This window comes from Lysinibacillus sp. fls2-241-R2A-57, assembly GCF_030209535.1.
Classification (GTDB): Bacteria; Bacillota; Bacilli; order Bacillales_A; family Planococcaceae; genus Lysinibacillus.
Genome location: NZ_JARVRU010000030.1, coordinates 1 through 17,212 on the forward strand (window position 1 = coordinate 1; position 17,212 = coordinate 17,212).

The window sequence follows — 17,212 nt, forward strand, 5'->3', positions numbered from 1 at the left end:
CGCGTACGATGTTTTTATTTTTCTAAAGTGTTCAACTTGATTCTACTATTCGCCAAAATAATAAATAATGAGATAAGTGACAATTCTTTTGATAGCTTTATTGAAACATTAGAAACATTTTTTAGTGATATTGACAAACAGGCATTGTTAAAAGAGGACAATTATTGGTCTGTAAGTGTTTATGAATTGTCTGATGGCTTTTTCCCTCTGGGTGATGAGAGAATAAAATTTTATGAAAACCTGAAAAGGAGCGCAAAGGATGAAAACGCCTAAAAGTAAGTTCCAAGTGGGAGATATTTTTAGTGTAAAACAAGATAATAGTGAGTATGCATTTGGACGCTGTATTTCTCAAATAAGTTTAGGACATATCGTTGAAATTTTCGATTATTTTTCAGAAGAAAATATCTTTGATACAAATATGACCAACAAAAGGCTTTTCGAGCCAATTCCTATAGATACTTGGGGATTATTCGGTAAAAGAAAGAAAGAAGGAACTTGGACGGTAATTGGTCATGAAGATTATTACATACCTGAAAATGTTGATCATTTGCGCTATTGGGGGATGGCTGCTGAAAAGGATACAGATACGAAACTAATGGGTGTTTTTGATAATGATTGCGGAGATATAAAATACTCTATAGTTAATGGCGACAAACATCGAATTCAATCAATAGGATTACATTTTAAAATTAAAGGTAGAGAGAATGAAGTTTTTTTACTTAGAAGTCCATGGGGAGACATACAGGTTAAGGAAGAAATTAAAAAATACAGACGTGGTAAAGTAGTTGTTGATTAATAAACAGTAAAAATCAGTTTGATTTCGTGCAGGGTAGTAATTTAAGTTCATGCGGTCGTTGAAACCAGCAATCTCTAAAAAATGTTGCGTGTTTTCAAACCATAATAGGATTCGTATAGATTATAAAGCTCAGGGTTGTATTTGTAAAAAATATAATTATATCAAAAAATTAGCATAAATTCTTGGGGATTGTGCTAATCTTTTTTTTATTGGGATTTATTTTCCTTTTTGTATACCTGTTCAGGCAATCGTTCACAGATTACGAGTAGTTTAGGTGAGAGCAAAAATTGATGTATAGCTCATAATGAAAGGGAGAATATGTCACAATCAATGCTTCTCGCTTAGAGCAATTGGATAGCAACGATGCAGTACAATAAATTTAGGAAAAATTGAGAGAAACAATACTTGACGTTAAAAGATGAAAAAATAACAAAGGAGCGGGTAATAAAGCCCCTTGTTTAATAAAAAAAGAAATGAGGAGTTTAATATGGGTAAGGGATTTGAAACGAGTCCAGAGTTTAAAGCCATGATAAAAAATCAGCTCGAGATAGATATATTTACTCTGTAAAACGTATTGCTGACTGGGAAGAGGCGTGGTCTTTGAAATTAAATGAAGGGTTTGTTACAACTTCAGATAAAGAGGGAAATCTGTCTATGCCTATCTGGCCATTTAAAGAGTATGCTATGAAATGTATAGGAGATGAATGGGAAAACTGTAAAACACAAAAAATAGATTTACATACACTGATAGAAGAAATATTACCTAACCTATCAGAGAAGGGAACGCAATTAGTTGTGTTTAAAGTTCCGGAAAATACAGAAGTTGTAAGAGTATCTGCGGATGACTTTAAAAATAATTTATTATATGAATGCTCTCAATTAGAATAGAAAATGAATTGTAAAATAAGGACAGGATAGAACTGTTTATGAAAAGATATAATCAGAATCAGTTAATAATTTTATTGAGTAGACCTGCTGTAAAATCCAAAGAAGTATTAGTTCGAGGTTATGGAGGAGAAGTCGATGGATAAAGATAAGGCACTTAATGTAGTTTATGAATATACCATTGGTGATAACTCAATACTGGTGGAGTTACGAGAAGGGGATGGATTAAATCAAGAAAGCTACAAACTTTTAATTGAAGCAATGAGAAAATTGATTGAAGAATATAAAGATCAATCTGAAGTTCCTAAAAAACTCGCCTTATGCTTTGTAGATATAAGTAATTATTTTTATTTTCACGAGGGCGTATACACTAAAGTAGAAGAAGTGCTATTTGAGGATGCGGTTCACGAAATATCTAGTTTGGCAAATAGGTTATTTGAATAAAGTCTAGAACCAAGTTTTTGGCTTTGAAATATAGAGAATTATACCATATAAGGCTATGTTGAAGGATATATGGGCATTTATATGGGGAGAGTGGTCATAGACAATGTTATGACAATCCAACTACAATCGACTAATTGATCGCCAAGCTATGATAGATAGAAAAGCACCGTGGAGGGGGCTGTGAAAAATGAATTACCTAGCTCATTCGATTTCTAAAAATGAAAATGGCAGTAAGATTAGATATCTAGGAACAACAGAAGAAACGAAACGGGCGTTAGAAGAAAATTTTAAACTTCCTCTTTTAAGTCAAGCACTTTTGAAATGGTACAGTGATTTACCAAAATCTAAAGACATAATGTTTTATTGGACTAACGACTTCTATATCATCGGTTCGGAAAATCTAATGGTTGCTTTAGAAGGTTATAGATTTATTAGAGAAGGTGAAGGTTGGAAAGATTTCTCGGAGAAAATGAAATGGTGTAAAAATTGGATCATTATTTCCAGTTGGAGTGGAAATCCAGTGATTGCAGATATAAGTAAAGTTGAAACTCCAATTTATTATGATTATATTGGAGGGGAATTTTCTCCAAAACTCTTAGTGAATTCATTGGAGAAATTCGACTATTTTTTGTCTGTTTGGCTCGATAAACATGATGATAGATACTTGAAAAGCGGAGAATATCAATCTAATTTTTATGAGTTAATGGAGAAAGAGTGGAAAATTAAATTAAATGATGAAGAAATTCGAAATATATGCGAATTTCTCCCTATTGCAAAATCAAAAGAAAATTTTGCCCCAATTGAACAACGAATTAAAGAAAAAGAAATAGAAAAAAAATATTATGTGTATCTTGAGGATCCAGGTGAAAATAAATCAAAAGTGATCTTAGCAATAAAAAAAGAAATCGGTCTATCCTTCGATGAAATACGAAGCCGATTAAATAGGAATGAGTTTCTAATTGCTGAGGGATATGGGGAAAATACTTTAATTTTAGCTGACTATTTCATGTCGTTGGGCGCAAAAGTAAGAACTGAGATGAAATAAAATATTTTAGTGAAAAAGCGTGCTTTCCTTGACAAAAACAATGAATGGCAAGTAAATGTGCTAGATGGAAGCAGATTTTTAAATACTGTGCATGAAATGATTATAGTACTTTATTCTGAATTGAATCAATTCAATAAAAACACCTAGAACTTTCAATTGTTCTAGGTGTTTTTTACTTTGCACAGATTGGAATAAAATCAAAGTAATATATAGCTCTAATACTAATTAGCCATGCTGAGAGGCAGATACTAATAGGACATTCATTGCTTTGAATAACACAAATTGAATGCCATCTACTAGACTGCAAAAGGTATTTTTGTTTGCAGAAAAATGGTAATATTAATTAAAAGAAAATCCAAATGGAGTATTTTATGGGAAATTTTAATTTTATTTTACCACTAGAAATCAGTGACATTGTAAGCGATTGGTTTTGGGAAATTATTAGGAACGCAAATCAGAAGGCGGATAAATTAAGAGAAATATTAAGAGAAATGGATCAAGAGAGTATTATAAAGTTTCAGGAACAATTTTTAGAAGCGGCAGCTGTATTACAAGATGAACCATTTTTGAATTATATGGAAGAGTCAGAGGATGGAATTGAAGATGTAAGTTATTTGGTAGTAAGTAGGGGGAAGAAATACTATGCGGAGATACTTAATGATCCTAAGAAAATCCCTTTTACAGCTGAAAATTGTGAAATTCTATACGGTCTCGCAGATGAAATATGTATTGAAAAGTTCGGCGAGTCAACAAAGGTATATTAACATAAATAATTATTAATCTGTCAAATTAGACGACAATAAAATAAACTTAAAAATCAATTTTTTCATTTGTTGAATGGACATCAAAAAGGGGTGGAAAATGCGTACCAACAAGTATTGGAAGTACTTTAATCGAGTGATGAAAGAGTACAAAAAAAGAGTAATTTCAGATGAAGAAGTAAAAGAATTACTAGATAATCGACTGAAGGAAATGAATGATTTAATTCAAAAAAATGAACGAAATCGTTTAGCTGATCGCTTAAAGATGGGAATAGGTGTTCACCTTGAAATGAATGCAAAAAATAGAATACTAAATGGAGCACCATCAGCATGGATTTTATTAGAGCAGCAACTTTTTTGGTTGATTCAAATGATCAAAAGCAATCCTAGTAGAGGAAGTGTATCGGGCAGTCAAATAGGAGGGCTTATCGGGCTTTCTTTATTATGGGGTTATGAAGATATTGCAGAGCTAACATACAAATATGCAACTAATATGTTCATGAAAGATCGAGATTTTTATTCTGAGAATAAGACTCATCATGTTTTCATGACATGCCTATATCATTATTGGGAAACTGGAGAAATGCCTGAATTGTTTAATATTTTACCAGAAGATCATGTTTACCAAAAATTAATGCGCAGTTGGAACGATACAAATGATTTTGGAGAGCATCTTTATGAACTTTGTGATTTTCACATCTATAGTCTAAGCGACACGCCAGATAAATCATGTGAAATTTTATCGTTCGACTGTATTCCTTACGATTATTATTGTATTCAATTAATAAGAGAAAAAGAGGGACTAGCCACACCAAATATAGAGCATCCGTTGCTTCAAACACCTCTGGCTGAAATTCCAAAGGAAAAACCTGGGTATAAACTTAATGAGGATGAGATATTACAATTCGTAATTCAAAATGAAAAAGTGCCGGATTCGCAACGCATTATACGTTAAAGGCACTTGATTGTGAACTTAAAATCGATTTGATGAAAAAGGAATAGATAGCCCGATTGAGATTCAAAGACGGGTGATCATCAGCTAGTTACACCCTGTTTCATCAATAACCTTGAGGAGTATGACGAAGATTTTAAATGCAAAATCAAAGTTTAGTTTACAAACTATTAAGTAGAAATGGGGTGGTTGTATGAATGCAATGCTGTTACTGGTGCAAAAGCTTTCATGTGATGCGGAAGATCAAATTTTGTCAGAGGTTTCATTAGCTATAGAAAAGCCGGAAACCTATTTCGAGAAGTTCGAAGATCGACTTGATGAAAGAGGAATAGAAAGCCCGATTGATGAATTGGCATGGATTTCTTTAGTGGATGCACTTCTTGATGAAGATTTAGCATTTGAAATCGATTGGAAAGTAACAGGGGTATACATTTGCGATGTTGTTGATGAATTGTTAGATAGGAAAAAAATGGCGTGCATAAGCTGGGAAGAGTTTGAAGATGGAGAATTTGATGGGCTGCCAACGCCTCAGTATTTAAATGAAGTTTCCAAAAAATTAATGGAACAAGGAATTTCGTTGGCATGTTTGGATATCGAATGTGACTGTTACGTTCTTGTTACTGTTCCTTCATCTGACATTGATGAAATTAAGAAGTTGGCACAAGAAGCAGGATATAAAATACAAGATTCTTTTTGAAGTAGCGAGCCTTCTGGAATGAGTTTAGTGTAGATTCCTTGAAATACGATAGTAGATGGAATGTGGTAAACCATTTGCAACGAGCTCCCACAGAGACATCCAACTCCTCACAATATATTCAAAGGTACTTTTCATGCTGAAGTATGACGTGTTCAAAGTGAAAAAGGGGGAGTGTAGATGGATAAAGATTTAAAGTTATTAGTTGATGAAATAGCGCTCGCTACAGAAATAACCTTTGTGAATTTATTCCAAAACAAAGAAACGTATTATTATTGTGCACTGGTGACAACAGGGGAGGCTGTTGCACCAGTTATTTCAGCATGGTCTTGGGAAGCATTGGAGAATGTCGCTAAAAAATATTCAAAGGAAGATGCAGAATTAGTAAAATGGTCCTATGCAGATTCACCATATTGTAATTTTGGTTGCGAGAATTTTGAAACTGTAAGAAAACTATTTAATGAGCGTTTACTTGACTATACTGATGAAATTAAGTGGTTTAAGGAAGTAGACTTTAGATTAGAAGCTATGGTTTTGGCTATGGAAAAAATAGATAAAAAAGAAATATTTTCTTTAAATCAACCGAGAAGTAAAGTGTATGTGAACGTTGAGGTGATGCCTCCTGATGAAACAAATACAATCAGAGCATTACGTCTAAATAAAAGGGAAAATATTTTGGCTTGGCTTAATGAAGCTGCAGAAGAATAATACGGAGGAGTACGTTGTGTGGATTTTTCAATAGTTCCAGACACTGCAGGTGCGAGAGTTGGTGAATTAGCTAGTGAATTAGCAGACGCATTGGAATCTAATATAAATTCAAAATATAGGAATGTCGATGTTTCAATCGGGATAGCCTTTAGATGCTTACCTGAATCCTATGGAAGAAAGTCATTTATTAGATATACTAAAAAAGATAACTATCAGACAATCGATATGGCAATTACGGTAGTAGAATATGGAAAAATGTATAAAGTAGAGCAACTGTATCATTTGGGGAAATTATTTCTAGAGTTTCTAAACAGGGCGTTAGAAAAACATAATTTTGAAGGGCTTGAAAAAGAGATTTTTATAAATGACATTAAAATGTGGGCAAGAGAAATCCCTTTGAAAATGGATAATGGTTCAACAAAATTGTGTAATTGGTTTAATGAAGAGGTTGATTGGTCTGTAGATCTCGATAAATAAAGATGGTTTTATGTTGCATAAACATTCCGAAGAGACATTAAATTACATTTTGTTTTACCGAATGATAAACATATGTAAGTTTATTCATTACATATGTTTATGGTGTACGAATTTACTATTGATCTGAGAGAAGGCTTTTTGACACTAGAAACCAAAAACCCACAACATTGAGAAGGATGAATATAGATGAATTATTGTAGATTGTTAGCTTCTTACAAACGAGATGTATATTTCTTTTATTCTGATGAGAACAAGTATAATAGATTTGATTTGGAAAAAGGTATACCTTATTCTCAAAATAAAAGACTTTTATACGTGGTAGATAGGTTCGATTCTTATTTAGAACAGTATGATATTTTACCAACAGTCGGTGGCAAATTAGTAAGTTTAAAGTTAAAAATGCTAATAGAAAGATTAGGTTCAGATTGTGAGTTTATTCCTGCAATTATAAAATCTGCAGAAACGGGAGAAATAAACGATTCCTACTTTGTAATGAATGTTTTAAATCTAATTCCTTGTTTAGATCATAATAGATCAGACTATGAACCACTAGTTAAATCCATACCTGATGGGCCTATTAGTTTGAATTTTATTGCTTTTATTCCAAAATCCCTTAATGGACATCATGTCGTAAGAATGAAAGAATCCAAAGAAGAGATAGTTGTAGATGAAGTTTTTGTGGATGCTTGCAGAAAAGAAAAAATTAAAGGTGTTCTGTTAGTTAAAGAAGGAAATGTACGTAGTCCGGAATTTGTTGATTTAAAATAATATCGTTGTTTTGAATTCTGAATGGAAGAAGAAACGATGGGTGATTTTGATATAGTTCAATTAAATAAGTATACAAAATGTAGGGAATTGCGATTGATCATTCACTACTAGTAAGATAACTTAACATCCTTCAGAAGAAAAGCTGTAGCGTACGGTATCGCTACAGCTTTGGTTTTTGTCCTGCTTAGGTTAGTCAGTAAATGAATTATATCATATATTAAGGCAAACTAAAAATAACAACAGCTACTTTGGATGAAAAAGTACAGGAAAAAAGTATCAATATTATGTAGAGATAATTATGTCGAAATTACCTCTCATCTTTCGGTGTTAGATGTAACTTTCTAAAGATGATTGAATGTAATTTTAAAAAAAGGATTTTTATTAACTAAAGTAGAATTTTTACTATAATACTAAAAAAAGGTGGTATAAAATAATGAATCAGGTTTGTGTTATAAGCATTTACGTGCCAAATTTAAACAAAGCAATTGACTTTTATACTAATACTTTAGGTTTTGAATTAAACAAGCAGTATGGTCCTAATATTGCATCACTTGTTCACGGAGAGTTACCAATTATTTTAGAGGAGAACGGTAATACAACCTATAACCAAGATAATAAAATTACAGGAGTTGTATTAGGATTGCAAACTGAAGATATTTATGAAACGGTTAAATTCTTAAAAGAGAAAGAAGTTAATTTTATTGTAGATGAACCAACTGATTGTCCTCCGGGAAAATATATTAGTTTCAGAGACCCTTTCGGAAATATTTTAGAATACCTCCAGTTTGAAAATATGTAACAAACATGGCTCATCACCAAAATCTGTGGATGATATTTGTTAAAACATATGCCATGTATTAGTTGCTCTTCGTTCCGGCTAGGCGACTCCTTGGGGATTAGCGGCTCTTCGGACGCCTCGAGGAAGCTTTGCTCTGTGCGAAAGCGAAGTGCTAACGTAGCGGTAGCAACAAAGCGCCAGTCGGAAGAGCCAAAAAAGGAGTTTGTCCCAGCGCAGAGACAACTCTTTTCTTAGTATTGAAAAACAAAATGATCAAGGTAATCTATGTGAATGGATAAAGCTCCTTTAGTTTGTTTTATAGGAATACTTTGATTTATCGAAACAAAATCGCTCTTTATCGAAACTATTTGAGCTTTTATCGAAACAAAATCTTATTTTATCGAAACTATTTGGGTTTTTATCGAAAAACAAGCTCTTTCTATCAAAGAAATCAACTACACGTTATGGTGAAGAGCTACAAACATTAAATAATCTTCTTTTATAATATGCGTGTTGATTAGGAAAAAATAGGTTTATTATTTTGAGCGATAAAAAGATTTTTTTGTTACCACTTTGCTAATATATTTCCATTTTCAGGGCTACTCTAGTGCTCCTGTCGCTTCGCTTTCGTCGCAGAGCAAAGCTTCCCGCGGGAAAGCGAGACAGACGAGACCCTGCAAGGAGCAAATGTTTTATGTGCGAAAGCGTAGTGCTAACGAAGCGGAAATCAGCCTCTTCGAATGAATAAAAATGGTTAATCAACATACTTGCTTTTATAACTAACCTGGATGTTAGTGATAAGCGACTGCTCTATTGAACAATCCCGCAATGTATTTTGAGCTGAAGAAATAGCATATGCATTAAGAGAAGCGAAAGAAGAACCCTTTGTCAGTATTGTTATGAAAATGGGTGCAAATTAAATGATTTGGGAGAGGTCCAAAAGTGTATGTATTTGATGTTATAGAAGTATCAAATGCAGAATCTAGGGTATTTGAAATGAGAGAGACAGCGATTAGGGGATAGAGTAAATCTATTCCCATTTTTTGATTCGCACGTATACCGTGGGATGAGGTTAGAAAATTAAAAAGGGTCACTGGACCAGAGTGACCCAAGCCAACAAACCAGGAGGTGCAAAGCTAAATTGCTTTACACTACTATTATTATGCTTCGAATGCTATGTTTATATAGTGAATTGCCTGAGAAATAAAATTAAAATAAAAAGGAAGTATCCTATTTAGATTTTAAGCGAAAAATTATAAAGCATGCAAAATAGATATTTATAATTTTGAAGTAAGAAAAAGAGGAGCAGGTACTCGATTAATTGCGAGTATCTGTTCCTTTTTGTGAATGGAAGATTTTATTACATTGAGTGATGAAAACTGGAAGAATGAAGTGTTTTTTTAAAAAAAATGAATAAAGTTAAATAAAAGTTGAATAAAGTTAAAGATAATGATAAAGTGAAGTTAAATAATATGAAGGAGGGGTAATTTGAATAATAATGAAATTCCAAGTTGGCTTTTATCATTAGAAAAGGAAGATGTGGAGTTTATTAAAAATTTTGTAATAAACTCAGGTTCATTAAAAGAGATAGCGAAATATTATAACGTTTCCTATCCGACTGTAAGAATTCGGTTAGATAAGCTGATAAATAAAATTAACGTGAATGAGAGTTCCGAAAATGAAGAATTCATAGGTTTTATAAAGAGGCTATCAATTGATGATCGAATTAGCTTAGAGGACGCCAAATTAATAATTGAAAAATATAAAATGGAGGTACAAAAATAGTGAACGATTGGTATAGACTACTATTAATTTTAATTGTTTTTGCAGTGCAACATTTTTTATCTACTAGAAATAATGTGTATTGGGGAGGTTTGCTACCAATTATATACATAGCAACGCTAATAAGTGTACAGTTTTACGGGATATTTGAATGGTCTATAATACAGTTCATTTTACAGGGAATTGTCGGTGAACTATTTTTAGTAGGATATTGGATGAGTGGCAGAAAAATTGTAGCTAGTAAAAGACAGAAAGAATTAGAAAAGATGAAGGCTTTTGACTTATAATCAATAGAAATAACTAAGACCAAGGTGTGAACTGTACCCCTTTGTTAGATTTGTCTAGCTATGGGGTGTAGTTCCGTATCTGGTCTTTTTAATTTTCATCTAGGATTATACAATTGGATGATTGGAGTCTAATTGAAACATCAGGATTTTTTTACCATTAGTCGTCAGTCCAGCGACACAATAAATACAAAGCAGAGGAAGCGGCTCAACGCTCGCTAGCTGCGAAAATCAAGGTCATCTAATGAAGGGTTATTAAACATATCTGCGTTAATAAAACAAATCACCAAAATCCGAATGCTAATTCTGTTATTTGAGAGTTTAATAAAAAAATTATCATTTGTTCTTGAATCTCCAGTAACGTCACCTTTTATGATGAATTTAGTTACTTACTTTTAAAGGTAACAATCAAATAATGATATTGGAGGAACAACACTATGAAAAAAGAGAGTTTATTAAACCGAGGATTGGCAAGTTTAATGCATCTGTTCTCACTATTGTTAACCTTTATTTTACCAATATTGGTATACTTAATATCGAAGAATAAGAATAAATATTTTGCTGATCATGCAAAAGAAGGGATGAATCTTCATTTTACTTTCTTCCCAGTATTTTTGTTATTAACTTTTATTTCTAAAAAATGGAGTGCTGCTTCTACACTTTCTTTTGCACTTATTATTCTTGAAACAATACTAATTTTAGTTGCTGCAATTTATACTTTAAATGGAAAAAAGTTTTCTTATCCCGTTATACGTTACTTTAAAGTCAATCATTAAGTTAATAGAGGAGAGAATAATTTGTCGGGAAAAGGTATATTTACGATAGGTGAACTTGTGCAAAAGTCTGGTGTTAGTATTAGGACACTTCGATATTATGACAGTATAGGCCTACTTAAGCCAAGTGATTATACAGAGGGTGGACATAGACTTTATTCAAAAGAGGATTTAACTATTCTACACAACATTAAGTCATTACAGTTTCTTGGTTTTTCGCTAAAAGAAATTAAAGACATGCTTCAAAAAAATACTGTTAAAGGCGAAGTTATCTTAAAATCTTTAATCGATCAAAAACAGTTATTTGAAGCAAAAAAACTTGAAATTATTAATACATTATCTGATTTAAATCATCTTATTGAAACAATAAAAGATGAGGGAATTATCAATATTGACATATTTTGTGCGATGCTACAAAAATTAATGTTTGCTGAAAATACTGAAACATGGTTTAAAGAACACTTTTCACAAGACATAACTGATGAATTATTTAATATAAATAAATCCGAAGAAATCGATTTAGATAAAAAATGGACAAAAGTCTTATTTGAAATTAAACATTTAACGCTCACTGAAGCTATACCTTCTTCTAAAGAATCCCAAGAAACTGTTGGAACACTTTTAGTACTTATGAATGAAACCTTGAAAGGAAAGTTAGATTTGATTGAAGAAAAACTACCATCCACAGAATCATTCAAATTTCCAAATCCTTTTACAGAAAAGGAGCAAATATTTTTAAAAGAAGCGTTAAGGATATATCAAAATAATTGTAGCAACACCCAGGAAACGATGAAGAATTAATCAAGCATTGAAAACACAAGTTGAAAAATTGCTAATAAGAAAAAGTCACTCATTTTGAACAAAAATAATGAGTGACTTTCTTTAAATTATAAATATCTATTATAGCTATCTGATTAAGTACATGCCTGCTAGGATCTATTTTAAATCCAACTCCCCCAGTAAAAAAATCATTCGTACCTCATCTGTTCATCTCATAAGATTAGCATTCAAGACATATAAATAAAGGTAGTAAAAAAATAAAAACCCTGAAAACATTGATTTTGTCATAGTTAGCCTATTGAAAATATAAAAAAATTAAGAAATTTTTAAGCTTCTATAGAGGAAAAAATTAAGATTTGAATTATATACTTATAAAAAAAGGAAATTAACGAAACTATTTGAAGATTTAATCCGTATTGGTAGTAGAAAAGAATTTTGAAGTAGGTGAGGAAATGGCATACACCATTTACATAGTATTAACAAAAACAGGAACGTTATTATCAAAGGCTATAGGTATGTATACCGGTAAAGAGATGAATCATGCGTCCATTGCGTTCGACGAGGAACTTATTCAAATGTATAGCTTTGGACGTAAACAGTTAAATAATCCTCTTAGTGGTGGATTTTTGCGAGAAGATGCAGAAAGAGGATTGTTTGAGACCGCAGATTGTGTTATTTATCGTTGCAGAGTTTCGCAGTATCAATTCTTAGAAATGATGAAATTCGTACGTTATATGTATTTGAATCGTGATCGTTATAAATATAACTTTATTGGGCTCTTTGGTGTTATGATGCAAAAGGAGGTACGAAGAGAGCGTGCTTATTTTTGCTCACAATTTGTGGCGATGCTTTTAAAGGTTGGTGGTTTAAAAATTTATCAAAACCCAGCATTAATGACACCGCATTGTATCGCACAATTACCTTATTTAGAAAAAGTATACGCTGGGAAGCTTGCAGACTATTTACAAGGTGTTCGTGCACCAGCAATGTTATATGGATAAAGGTTAAATCATTAACCTTATTTTTTTAACTCGCTTTCCAAAAAAGCCTCGGATAGATTTGCAAAATTCTAACATCTATTGGGGCTTACCTCTTTTTAATCTCACAAGAATTTTCCTTCATTTCGCTAAGTAAACATTTTTCTTTTATAAACTTACATCGCACTTATATTTACCAGAAGCCCTCAAACGATTGCGTGAAAATAAACCTATTCCGTTATAATATTACGGTAATGAAATGGGTATTATTCTCTTTTATGTGTAAATCAATGTTTAATAAGTAGAATTCTAGGGGAGAATCATGCTTTAATTGATAATAAAAGAGATATACATAACGAGAAATCCTCCTAGTTAGGTGTTTATTTATAAAGGTAATAAATACGAGGACTATGAAGGAATCATAATTTTATTAAGCTGCCTTTAGAGGAGCTAAAAGAGGGAATTATGAAGGAAAAGGTACTATCTTTCTGGATATAATTTACGAGGTAGGCGAAAGCGGGATTTTAGTGGCTTGGATGCCTGAAAGATCAAAGAAAAGAGTCCGTAAATTACCTTGAATTTGAAAATCAAAACATACATAGGAGGCGTTATCATGAGCGAAGACGTAAAAGCATTTGGCTGGGATGCAATTGATGAGGAGTTACTAAAAATTTACGGGGATCAGGAGCCAAAGCATTATGGAACCATTCTTCCCTATTCATTAGGAGGCGAGGATCCACTGCAAGGAATCAGCGCCTATAAAAGTGAGACACCAGTTCCGCACTGGCATTTCGTAACATATGGATTTTCTGAGTTATATGAAAAAGAATCAGAGGATGCTCATTACAGTGGATATGGGTTTGAGCTAACATTTCGTCTTGTACGTAATGAGGATGAGGAGGAGCCACCAACTTGGGCGTTGAATTTGCTACAAAACATGGGAAGATATGTTTTTAATAGTGGCAATGTTTTTAAATCTGGTGATTATTTGGATGCAAACGGTCCAATCTGCCTAGGTGAAGACACGCTTTTAACGGCTCTTGCTTTTACGTCCGATCTAAAGCTGCCTGCTATTGATACACCAAATGGACAAGTCGAGTTTATTCAAATGGTAGGTATTACAGGTGATGAGCTTGAGGCAATGCAAGTTTGGAATACATTAGGTGTGCTAAATGCAGGTTTAGCGTATATCCCGAGCTATGTTACTGATTTAGATCGGGCATCACTTTTACAGATTTCATCCATTGCTGAAGCAGTAGAAAAAGGAATGAAAGAAGAAGGCTCGAACACTGGCTTTTTATTTGTGGACCAACTGGCATGGGAACAGGGGAAAAAGGGATGGTTCAGCAAACATCCTGATAAAGTTATGCTAGGGGCAAAGCAGGCGGAAATCATCGGCAAACTACTGCGCGGCCGAATTTTAAAAGGGAAAAACCTCACCCTCGTTGGTCGAGAAATTCGAATTATCTTTAGACCAGGGGAAAAATCCGAGTTCAGTCTGGATGATCAGGATATTATCATTACGTTGAATGAAAAGGCCGCCACGGAACTTGGCCAAAATTTGATACCGCAGGAAAAAGAATTCGAATTATCTTCTTTAACGGGGCTTTCGTTCCAAATAATGAAAACCTACATTAAAGATCAGGAAGGAAACGTTGTAGAAACAATCGGATAAATATGAAGAGAATTGTCTCCCGCTAGTAGATCTATTTGATGCGGGAGATTTTTTCATCAATGGTGGAGTGTAAGTTGAATGGTGAGAAATCTTCTGTAAAAGCTACTTAATTTGGATGTGATCAGATGAGTTATGGACACGAAAGGAGTACAAATGAACTGGTTAGAAGTTAGTAAATCTAAAGATATTGAAATTATTCGTGCAGGCGTGAATCAGCTTGATCCGAATGAACGAGATTCAAGGGGACGCACGCCTATAATGCTTTTTGTCATGAATCGCATGCCGCTTGAAGGGATTAAACTTCTTCTTGAGAGAAATATAGATTTAGAGGCTGAGGATAAGTTAGGAGATACGGTTCTAAAGAAAGCGGTCAAGTTCAAGCAAGTGGAAGAAATCAAGCTACTACTGGAGTATGGAGTGGAATTGAATTCAGCTAAAGGTATTTTGGCGACAGCTTGGAATACTGCAAGAATGAATAATGCAATTGCTGATTTACTGCTGAATACAAAAGGGGCTATCCGACTCACATTAGATGCGGAAGAACAACGCGAAGTAGATGATATTTTATATGAAGAATCGCTGGCAAAGATGTGTAGCATGATTAGAGAGTTGTCATATCCAGTGCTTCTGCACGCAGTGGTTAACGGCTATAACTGGGATGACGGACCGGAGCCGATGATTGTAGCTTTTGAAAATCCAGCTTGTGCAGAGATTACCCTACTTGACATGTATGAGCTAATGGATGGTGATTATTGGCTGGAACAAGATGAAGAAGAATTGGCGAAGTCATCGTGGAAATGCCCTTGGAGAAGACTAGCAGAGGAACTAACGAAGAAAGTCAATCTGTTAAATACTTGAATCTAGTATTCAAAAAGAAACAGAGGCTAGAGATTATTGCTATAAAATTAATTAAATGTAGGAGATTTGTGAGTATGATATTGGATGCTGAGCTTCTCAAGCAGTTAAAACAATTGAAAGTTGTCAGTGAGCAACTTGCAGAGTGGATAGATGTTGAAATGTTCGATCCAGAATATTTAGAGCGCGAGCAAATAGGATATAGCATTGATTTTGAAGGTAACTCTCTTATTCATGATGAAGAGGGGGCATGGCAGGCTGATTGGCTTGTGATTGGGCATATGAAACTGACAGGTGATCCGATGATTATAGAGACAGCAGAACCTGGGCAACCAGTAGCTGTTCTCATGCATGGTATGGGTGACTGGCATGCAGGTAGTTATTTGACTGGTTCAGTTTTAAATTTTCAGGTAGCTATCCAGCAATTTAGACAGCTAATTGCTCAACAAAATGAATCATCATGGAAAATAAAGTGTATGGAACTTGAACGAATAATTACAGAGATTGTATCTGCGGATGAATACGCCGATAAAGATTTATGGGAGTCTCTATTGAACCCTGCTTTCCAAGCGGCCCGTCGCATGGAAGATGAATTGACCAAGCAAGTGCTGATGATGAGCAAGCGCGGAATGTCCATCAAAGAAATTGCAGACATGCTGCAGTTACCGCTGAAAGAAGCGTATGGTTATTTGAAAAAGGCTAAAGAGCTTTAGGGGTGAAGTGTGAAAATGAGCAAATGAAAGATAATAACGAACTTTTCGAGTTTTGAACCAACGAGGATTTCATATGTTAAAAAAATACTAACGTGGGGGATAAAAAGGGTGATGCATTTAATTGAAGAAACATACGAAAAGAGCATTAAAAATCGTTGATATTGCCAAAGAGCCTTTAGAGAAAATACCATACATTACCGCTACATCAAAAGACGCGAGGATTTCTTATGAATGGCTTCCTATATATTGGGGAGAGATACTTGGATTGCCAGAGGAGCTAGATGCCCTAATTGTTGCATCTGATTTACAAGGCATCGCGGATTATAAGCAAGAGCAGGTGGAAAAAACACCAAAGTTACTGGGTGAGGAACTTGCGGAAGTGCTTTCCCTTTTGTTCCAAATCCATTTGTCAGATTTGGACCCAGCTAAGGTAATGGTGTGTTTATGTGGAGATTTGTATACTGATCTAACCAAAAGAGGTGCTAGCGGAAACCCTTTGCCTGTTTGGAGAGCTTTTAGGAATTATTTTGGATTTGTTACTGGTGTAGCTGGAAATCACGACCTATTAACAAATAAGGAACAAGCTGAATTGGGTTCTACCACAGGTATTCATTACTTCTCGGATGGAGGGGCGATGATGTACGCTAATCTTGCAGTAGCAGGACTCGGAGGAATCATTGGTAGAATAGATAAACCAAATCGAATGGAAGAAGACAATTATTTAGCAAAACTTCGACACACTTTAAGGCAAGTTCCTGACATCCTGCTACTTCATGAAAGTCCGAAGATTAGCTCACAAGGCCTACCAGGGAATTCACATATTTGGAAAGAACTACAGAACTCTGCTGAGCTTTTGGTCTGCTGTGGCCATGTTCATTGGGATACACCATTGTTTGAAACGAATAATGGGCTACAGATTTTAAATACAGATGGACGTGCTTTTATCTTTACAGCTCGAAACTAGTTTGGGGTTATTTACAATTTAGTAAACAACTCCGAAATGTATATGATCCTAGCTTCTCTCATAGTTTTTAAGGAAGCAAAGATTAAGACATTTGGAGAATT

21 protein-coding genes are annotated in these 17,212 nt (G+C 33.9%); all 21 read left to right on the forward strand.

Annotated features, from left to right (window positions below; all coding sequences use genetic code 11):
• Window positions 1-273, forward strand: a 273-nt coding sequence (locus tag QRN68_RS06060) for a hypothetical protein (protein ID WP_285395854.1), incomplete at its 5' end; no start/stop codon positions are given.
• Window positions 260-796, forward strand: a complete 537-nt coding sequence (locus QRN68_RS06065; RefSeq protein WP_285395856.1) for an Imm26 family immunity protein — start codon at window positions 260-262, stop codon at window positions 794-796. The genes QRN68_RS06060 and QRN68_RS06065, both read left to right, overlap by 14 nt.
• A gap of 555 nt (window positions 797-1,351) precedes the next feature.
• Entirely contained in the window at window positions 1,352-1,684 is a 333-nt protein-coding gene (locus QRN68_RS06070) for a DUF2750 domain-containing protein (protein WP_285395911.1), read from the forward strand.
• Window positions 1,685-1,819: 135 nt separating this feature from the next.
• Window positions 1,820-2,125, forward strand: a complete 306-nt coding sequence (locus QRN68_RS06075; protein ID WP_285395857.1) for a hypothetical protein — start codon at window positions 1,820-1,822, stop codon at window positions 2,123-2,125.
• 187 nt (window positions 2,126-2,312) lie between these two features.
• The gene (locus tag QRN68_RS06080; RefSeq protein WP_285395858.1) at window positions 2,313-3,170 is read left to right on the forward strand and encodes a hypothetical protein; all 858 of its coding nucleotides are present in this window, start codon (window positions 2,313-2,315) and stop codon (window positions 3,168-3,170) included.
• A gap of 371 nt (window positions 3,171-3,541) precedes the next feature.
• Window positions 3,542-3,934, forward strand: coding sequence for a DUF4240 domain-containing protein (locus QRN68_RS06085; protein ID WP_285395859.1), 393 nt, complete (start codon window positions 3,542-3,544; stop codon window positions 3,932-3,934).
• Between the two features lie 97 nt (window positions 3,935-4,031).
• Window positions 4,032-4,886 (forward strand): hypothetical protein, encoded by an 855-nt coding sequence (locus QRN68_RS06090; RefSeq protein WP_285395860.1) that lies wholly within the window; start codon window positions 4,032-4,034, stop codon window positions 4,884-4,886.
• A gap of 190 nt (window positions 4,887-5,076) precedes the next feature.
• The gene (locus QRN68_RS06095) at window positions 5,077-5,580 is read left to right on the forward strand and encodes a DUF6630 family protein (RefSeq protein ID WP_285395861.1); all 504 of its coding nucleotides are present in this window, start codon (window positions 5,077-5,079) and stop codon (window positions 5,578-5,580) included.
• Between the two features lie 177 nt (window positions 5,581-5,757).
• Window positions 5,758-6,285 (forward strand): DUF4303 domain-containing protein, encoded by a 528-nt coding sequence (locus tag QRN68_RS06100; protein ID WP_285395862.1) that lies wholly within the window; start codon window positions 5,758-5,760, stop codon window positions 6,283-6,285.
• An 18-nt stretch (window positions 6,286-6,303) separates the two neighbouring features.
• The gene (locus QRN68_RS06105) at window positions 6,304-6,762 is read left to right on the forward strand and encodes a hypothetical protein (RefSeq protein ID WP_285395863.1); all 459 of its coding nucleotides are present in this window, start codon (window positions 6,304-6,306) and stop codon (window positions 6,760-6,762) included.
• A gap of 186 nt (window positions 6,763-6,948) precedes the next feature.
• Window positions 6,949-7,530 (forward strand): imm11 family protein, encoded by a 582-nt coding sequence (locus QRN68_RS06110; protein ID WP_285395864.1) that lies wholly within the window; start codon window positions 6,949-6,951, stop codon window positions 7,528-7,530.
• Window positions 7,531-7,963: 433 nt separating this feature from the next.
• Window positions 7,964-8,329, forward strand: coding sequence for a VOC family protein (locus QRN68_RS06115; RefSeq protein WP_285395865.1), 366 nt, complete (start codon window positions 7,964-7,966; stop codon window positions 8,327-8,329).
• A 1,467-nt stretch (window positions 8,330-9,796) separates the two neighbouring features.
• A complete protein-coding gene (locus QRN68_RS06120) occupies window positions 9,797-10,093 on the forward strand; it encodes a DUF2089 family protein (RefSeq protein ID WP_285395866.1) in 297 nt (98 codons plus the stop codon).
• Window positions 10,093-10,377, forward strand: a complete 285-nt coding sequence (locus QRN68_RS06125; RefSeq protein ID WP_285395867.1) for a hypothetical protein — start codon at window positions 10,093-10,095, stop codon at window positions 10,375-10,377. Before QRN68_RS06120 ends, QRN68_RS06125 begins: the two co-directional genes overlap by 1 nt.
• 434 nt (window positions 10,378-10,811) lie before the next feature.
• Window positions 10,812-11,150 (forward strand): DUF4870 domain-containing protein, encoded by a 339-nt coding sequence (locus QRN68_RS06130; RefSeq protein ID WP_285395868.1) that lies wholly within the window; start codon window positions 10,812-10,814, stop codon window positions 11,148-11,150.
• A 21-nt stretch (window positions 11,151-11,171) separates the two neighbouring features.
• Window positions 11,172-11,948, forward strand: coding sequence for a MerR family transcriptional regulator (locus QRN68_RS06135; protein WP_285395869.1), 777 nt, complete (start codon window positions 11,172-11,174; stop codon window positions 11,946-11,948).
• A gap of 395 nt (window positions 11,949-12,343) precedes the next feature.
• A complete protein-coding gene (locus tag QRN68_RS06140; RefSeq protein ID WP_285395870.1) occupies window positions 12,344-12,928 on the forward strand; it encodes a hypothetical protein in 585 nt (194 codons plus the stop codon).
• A gap of 589 nt (window positions 12,929-13,517) precedes the next feature.
• Complete coding sequence (locus QRN68_RS06145; protein ID WP_285395871.1) at window positions 13,518-14,579, forward strand: suppressor of fused domain protein; 1,062 nt, start codon at window positions 13,518-13,520, stop codon at window positions 14,577-14,579.
• A 153-nt stretch (window positions 14,580-14,732) separates the two neighbouring features.
• Entirely contained in the window at window positions 14,733-15,437 is a 705-nt protein-coding gene (locus tag QRN68_RS06150; protein ID WP_285395872.1) for a DUF4274 domain-containing protein, read from the forward strand.
• 68 nt (window positions 15,438-15,505) lie between these two features.
• Entirely contained in the window at window positions 15,506-16,147 is a 642-nt protein-coding gene (locus QRN68_RS06155; RefSeq protein ID WP_285395873.1) for an RNA polymerase sigma factor, read from the forward strand.
• A gap of 121 nt (window positions 16,148-16,268) precedes the next feature.
• Window positions 16,269-17,111 (forward strand): metallophosphoesterase family protein, encoded by an 843-nt coding sequence (locus QRN68_RS06160; protein ID WP_285395874.1) that lies wholly within the window; start codon window positions 16,269-16,271, stop codon window positions 17,109-17,111.
• Window positions 17,112-17,212: the final 101 nt, after the last annotated feature.

What these genes read in the sequence shown, in the direction of transcription:
- QRN68_RS06095 (WP_285395861.1), top strand. Translation starts at nt 5,077, where the DNA reads ATGAATGCAATGCTGTTACTGGTGCAAAAGCTTTCATGTGATGCGGAA.
- QRN68_RS06085 (WP_285395859.1), top strand. Translation starts at nt 3,542, where the DNA reads ATGGGAAATTTTAATTTTATTTTACCACTAGAAATCAGTGACATTGTA.
- QRN68_RS06130 (WP_285395868.1), top strand. Translation starts at nt 10,812, where the DNA reads ATGAAAAAAGAGAGTTTATTAAACCGAGGATTGGCAAGTTTAATGCAT.
- QRN68_RS06115 (WP_285395865.1), top strand. Translation starts at nt 7,964, where the DNA reads ATGAATCAGGTTTGTGTTATAAGCATTTACGTGCCAAATTTAAACAAA.
- QRN68_RS06080 (WP_285395858.1), top strand. Translation starts at nt 2,313, where the DNA reads ATGAATTACCTAGCTCATTCGATTTCTAAAAATGAAAATGGCAGTAAG.
- QRN68_RS06075 (WP_285395857.1), top strand. Translation starts at nt 1,820, where the DNA reads ATGGATAAAGATAAGGCACTTAATGTAGTTTATGAATATACCATTGGT.
- QRN68_RS06110 (WP_285395864.1), top strand. Translation starts at nt 6,949, where the DNA reads ATGAATTATTGTAGATTGTTAGCTTCTTACAAACGAGATGTATATTTC.
- QRN68_RS06150 (WP_285395872.1), top strand. Translation starts at nt 14,733, where the DNA reads ATGAACTGGTTAGAAGTTAGTAAATCTAAAGATATTGAAATTATTCGT.
- QRN68_RS06090 (WP_285395860.1), top strand. Translation starts at nt 4,032, where the DNA reads ATGCGTACCAACAAGTATTGGAAGTACTTTAATCGAGTGATGAAAGAG.
- QRN68_RS06145 (WP_285395871.1), top strand. Translation starts at nt 13,518, where the DNA reads ATGAGCGAAGACGTAAAAGCATTTGGCTGGGATGCAATTGATGAGGAG.
- QRN68_RS06100 (WP_285395862.1), top strand. Translation starts at nt 5,758, where the DNA reads ATGGATAAAGATTTAAAGTTATTAGTTGATGAAATAGCGCTCGCTACA.
- QRN68_RS06065 (WP_285395856.1), top strand. Translation starts at nt 260, where the DNA reads ATGAAAACGCCTAAAAGTAAGTTCCAAGTGGGAGATATTTTTAGTGTA.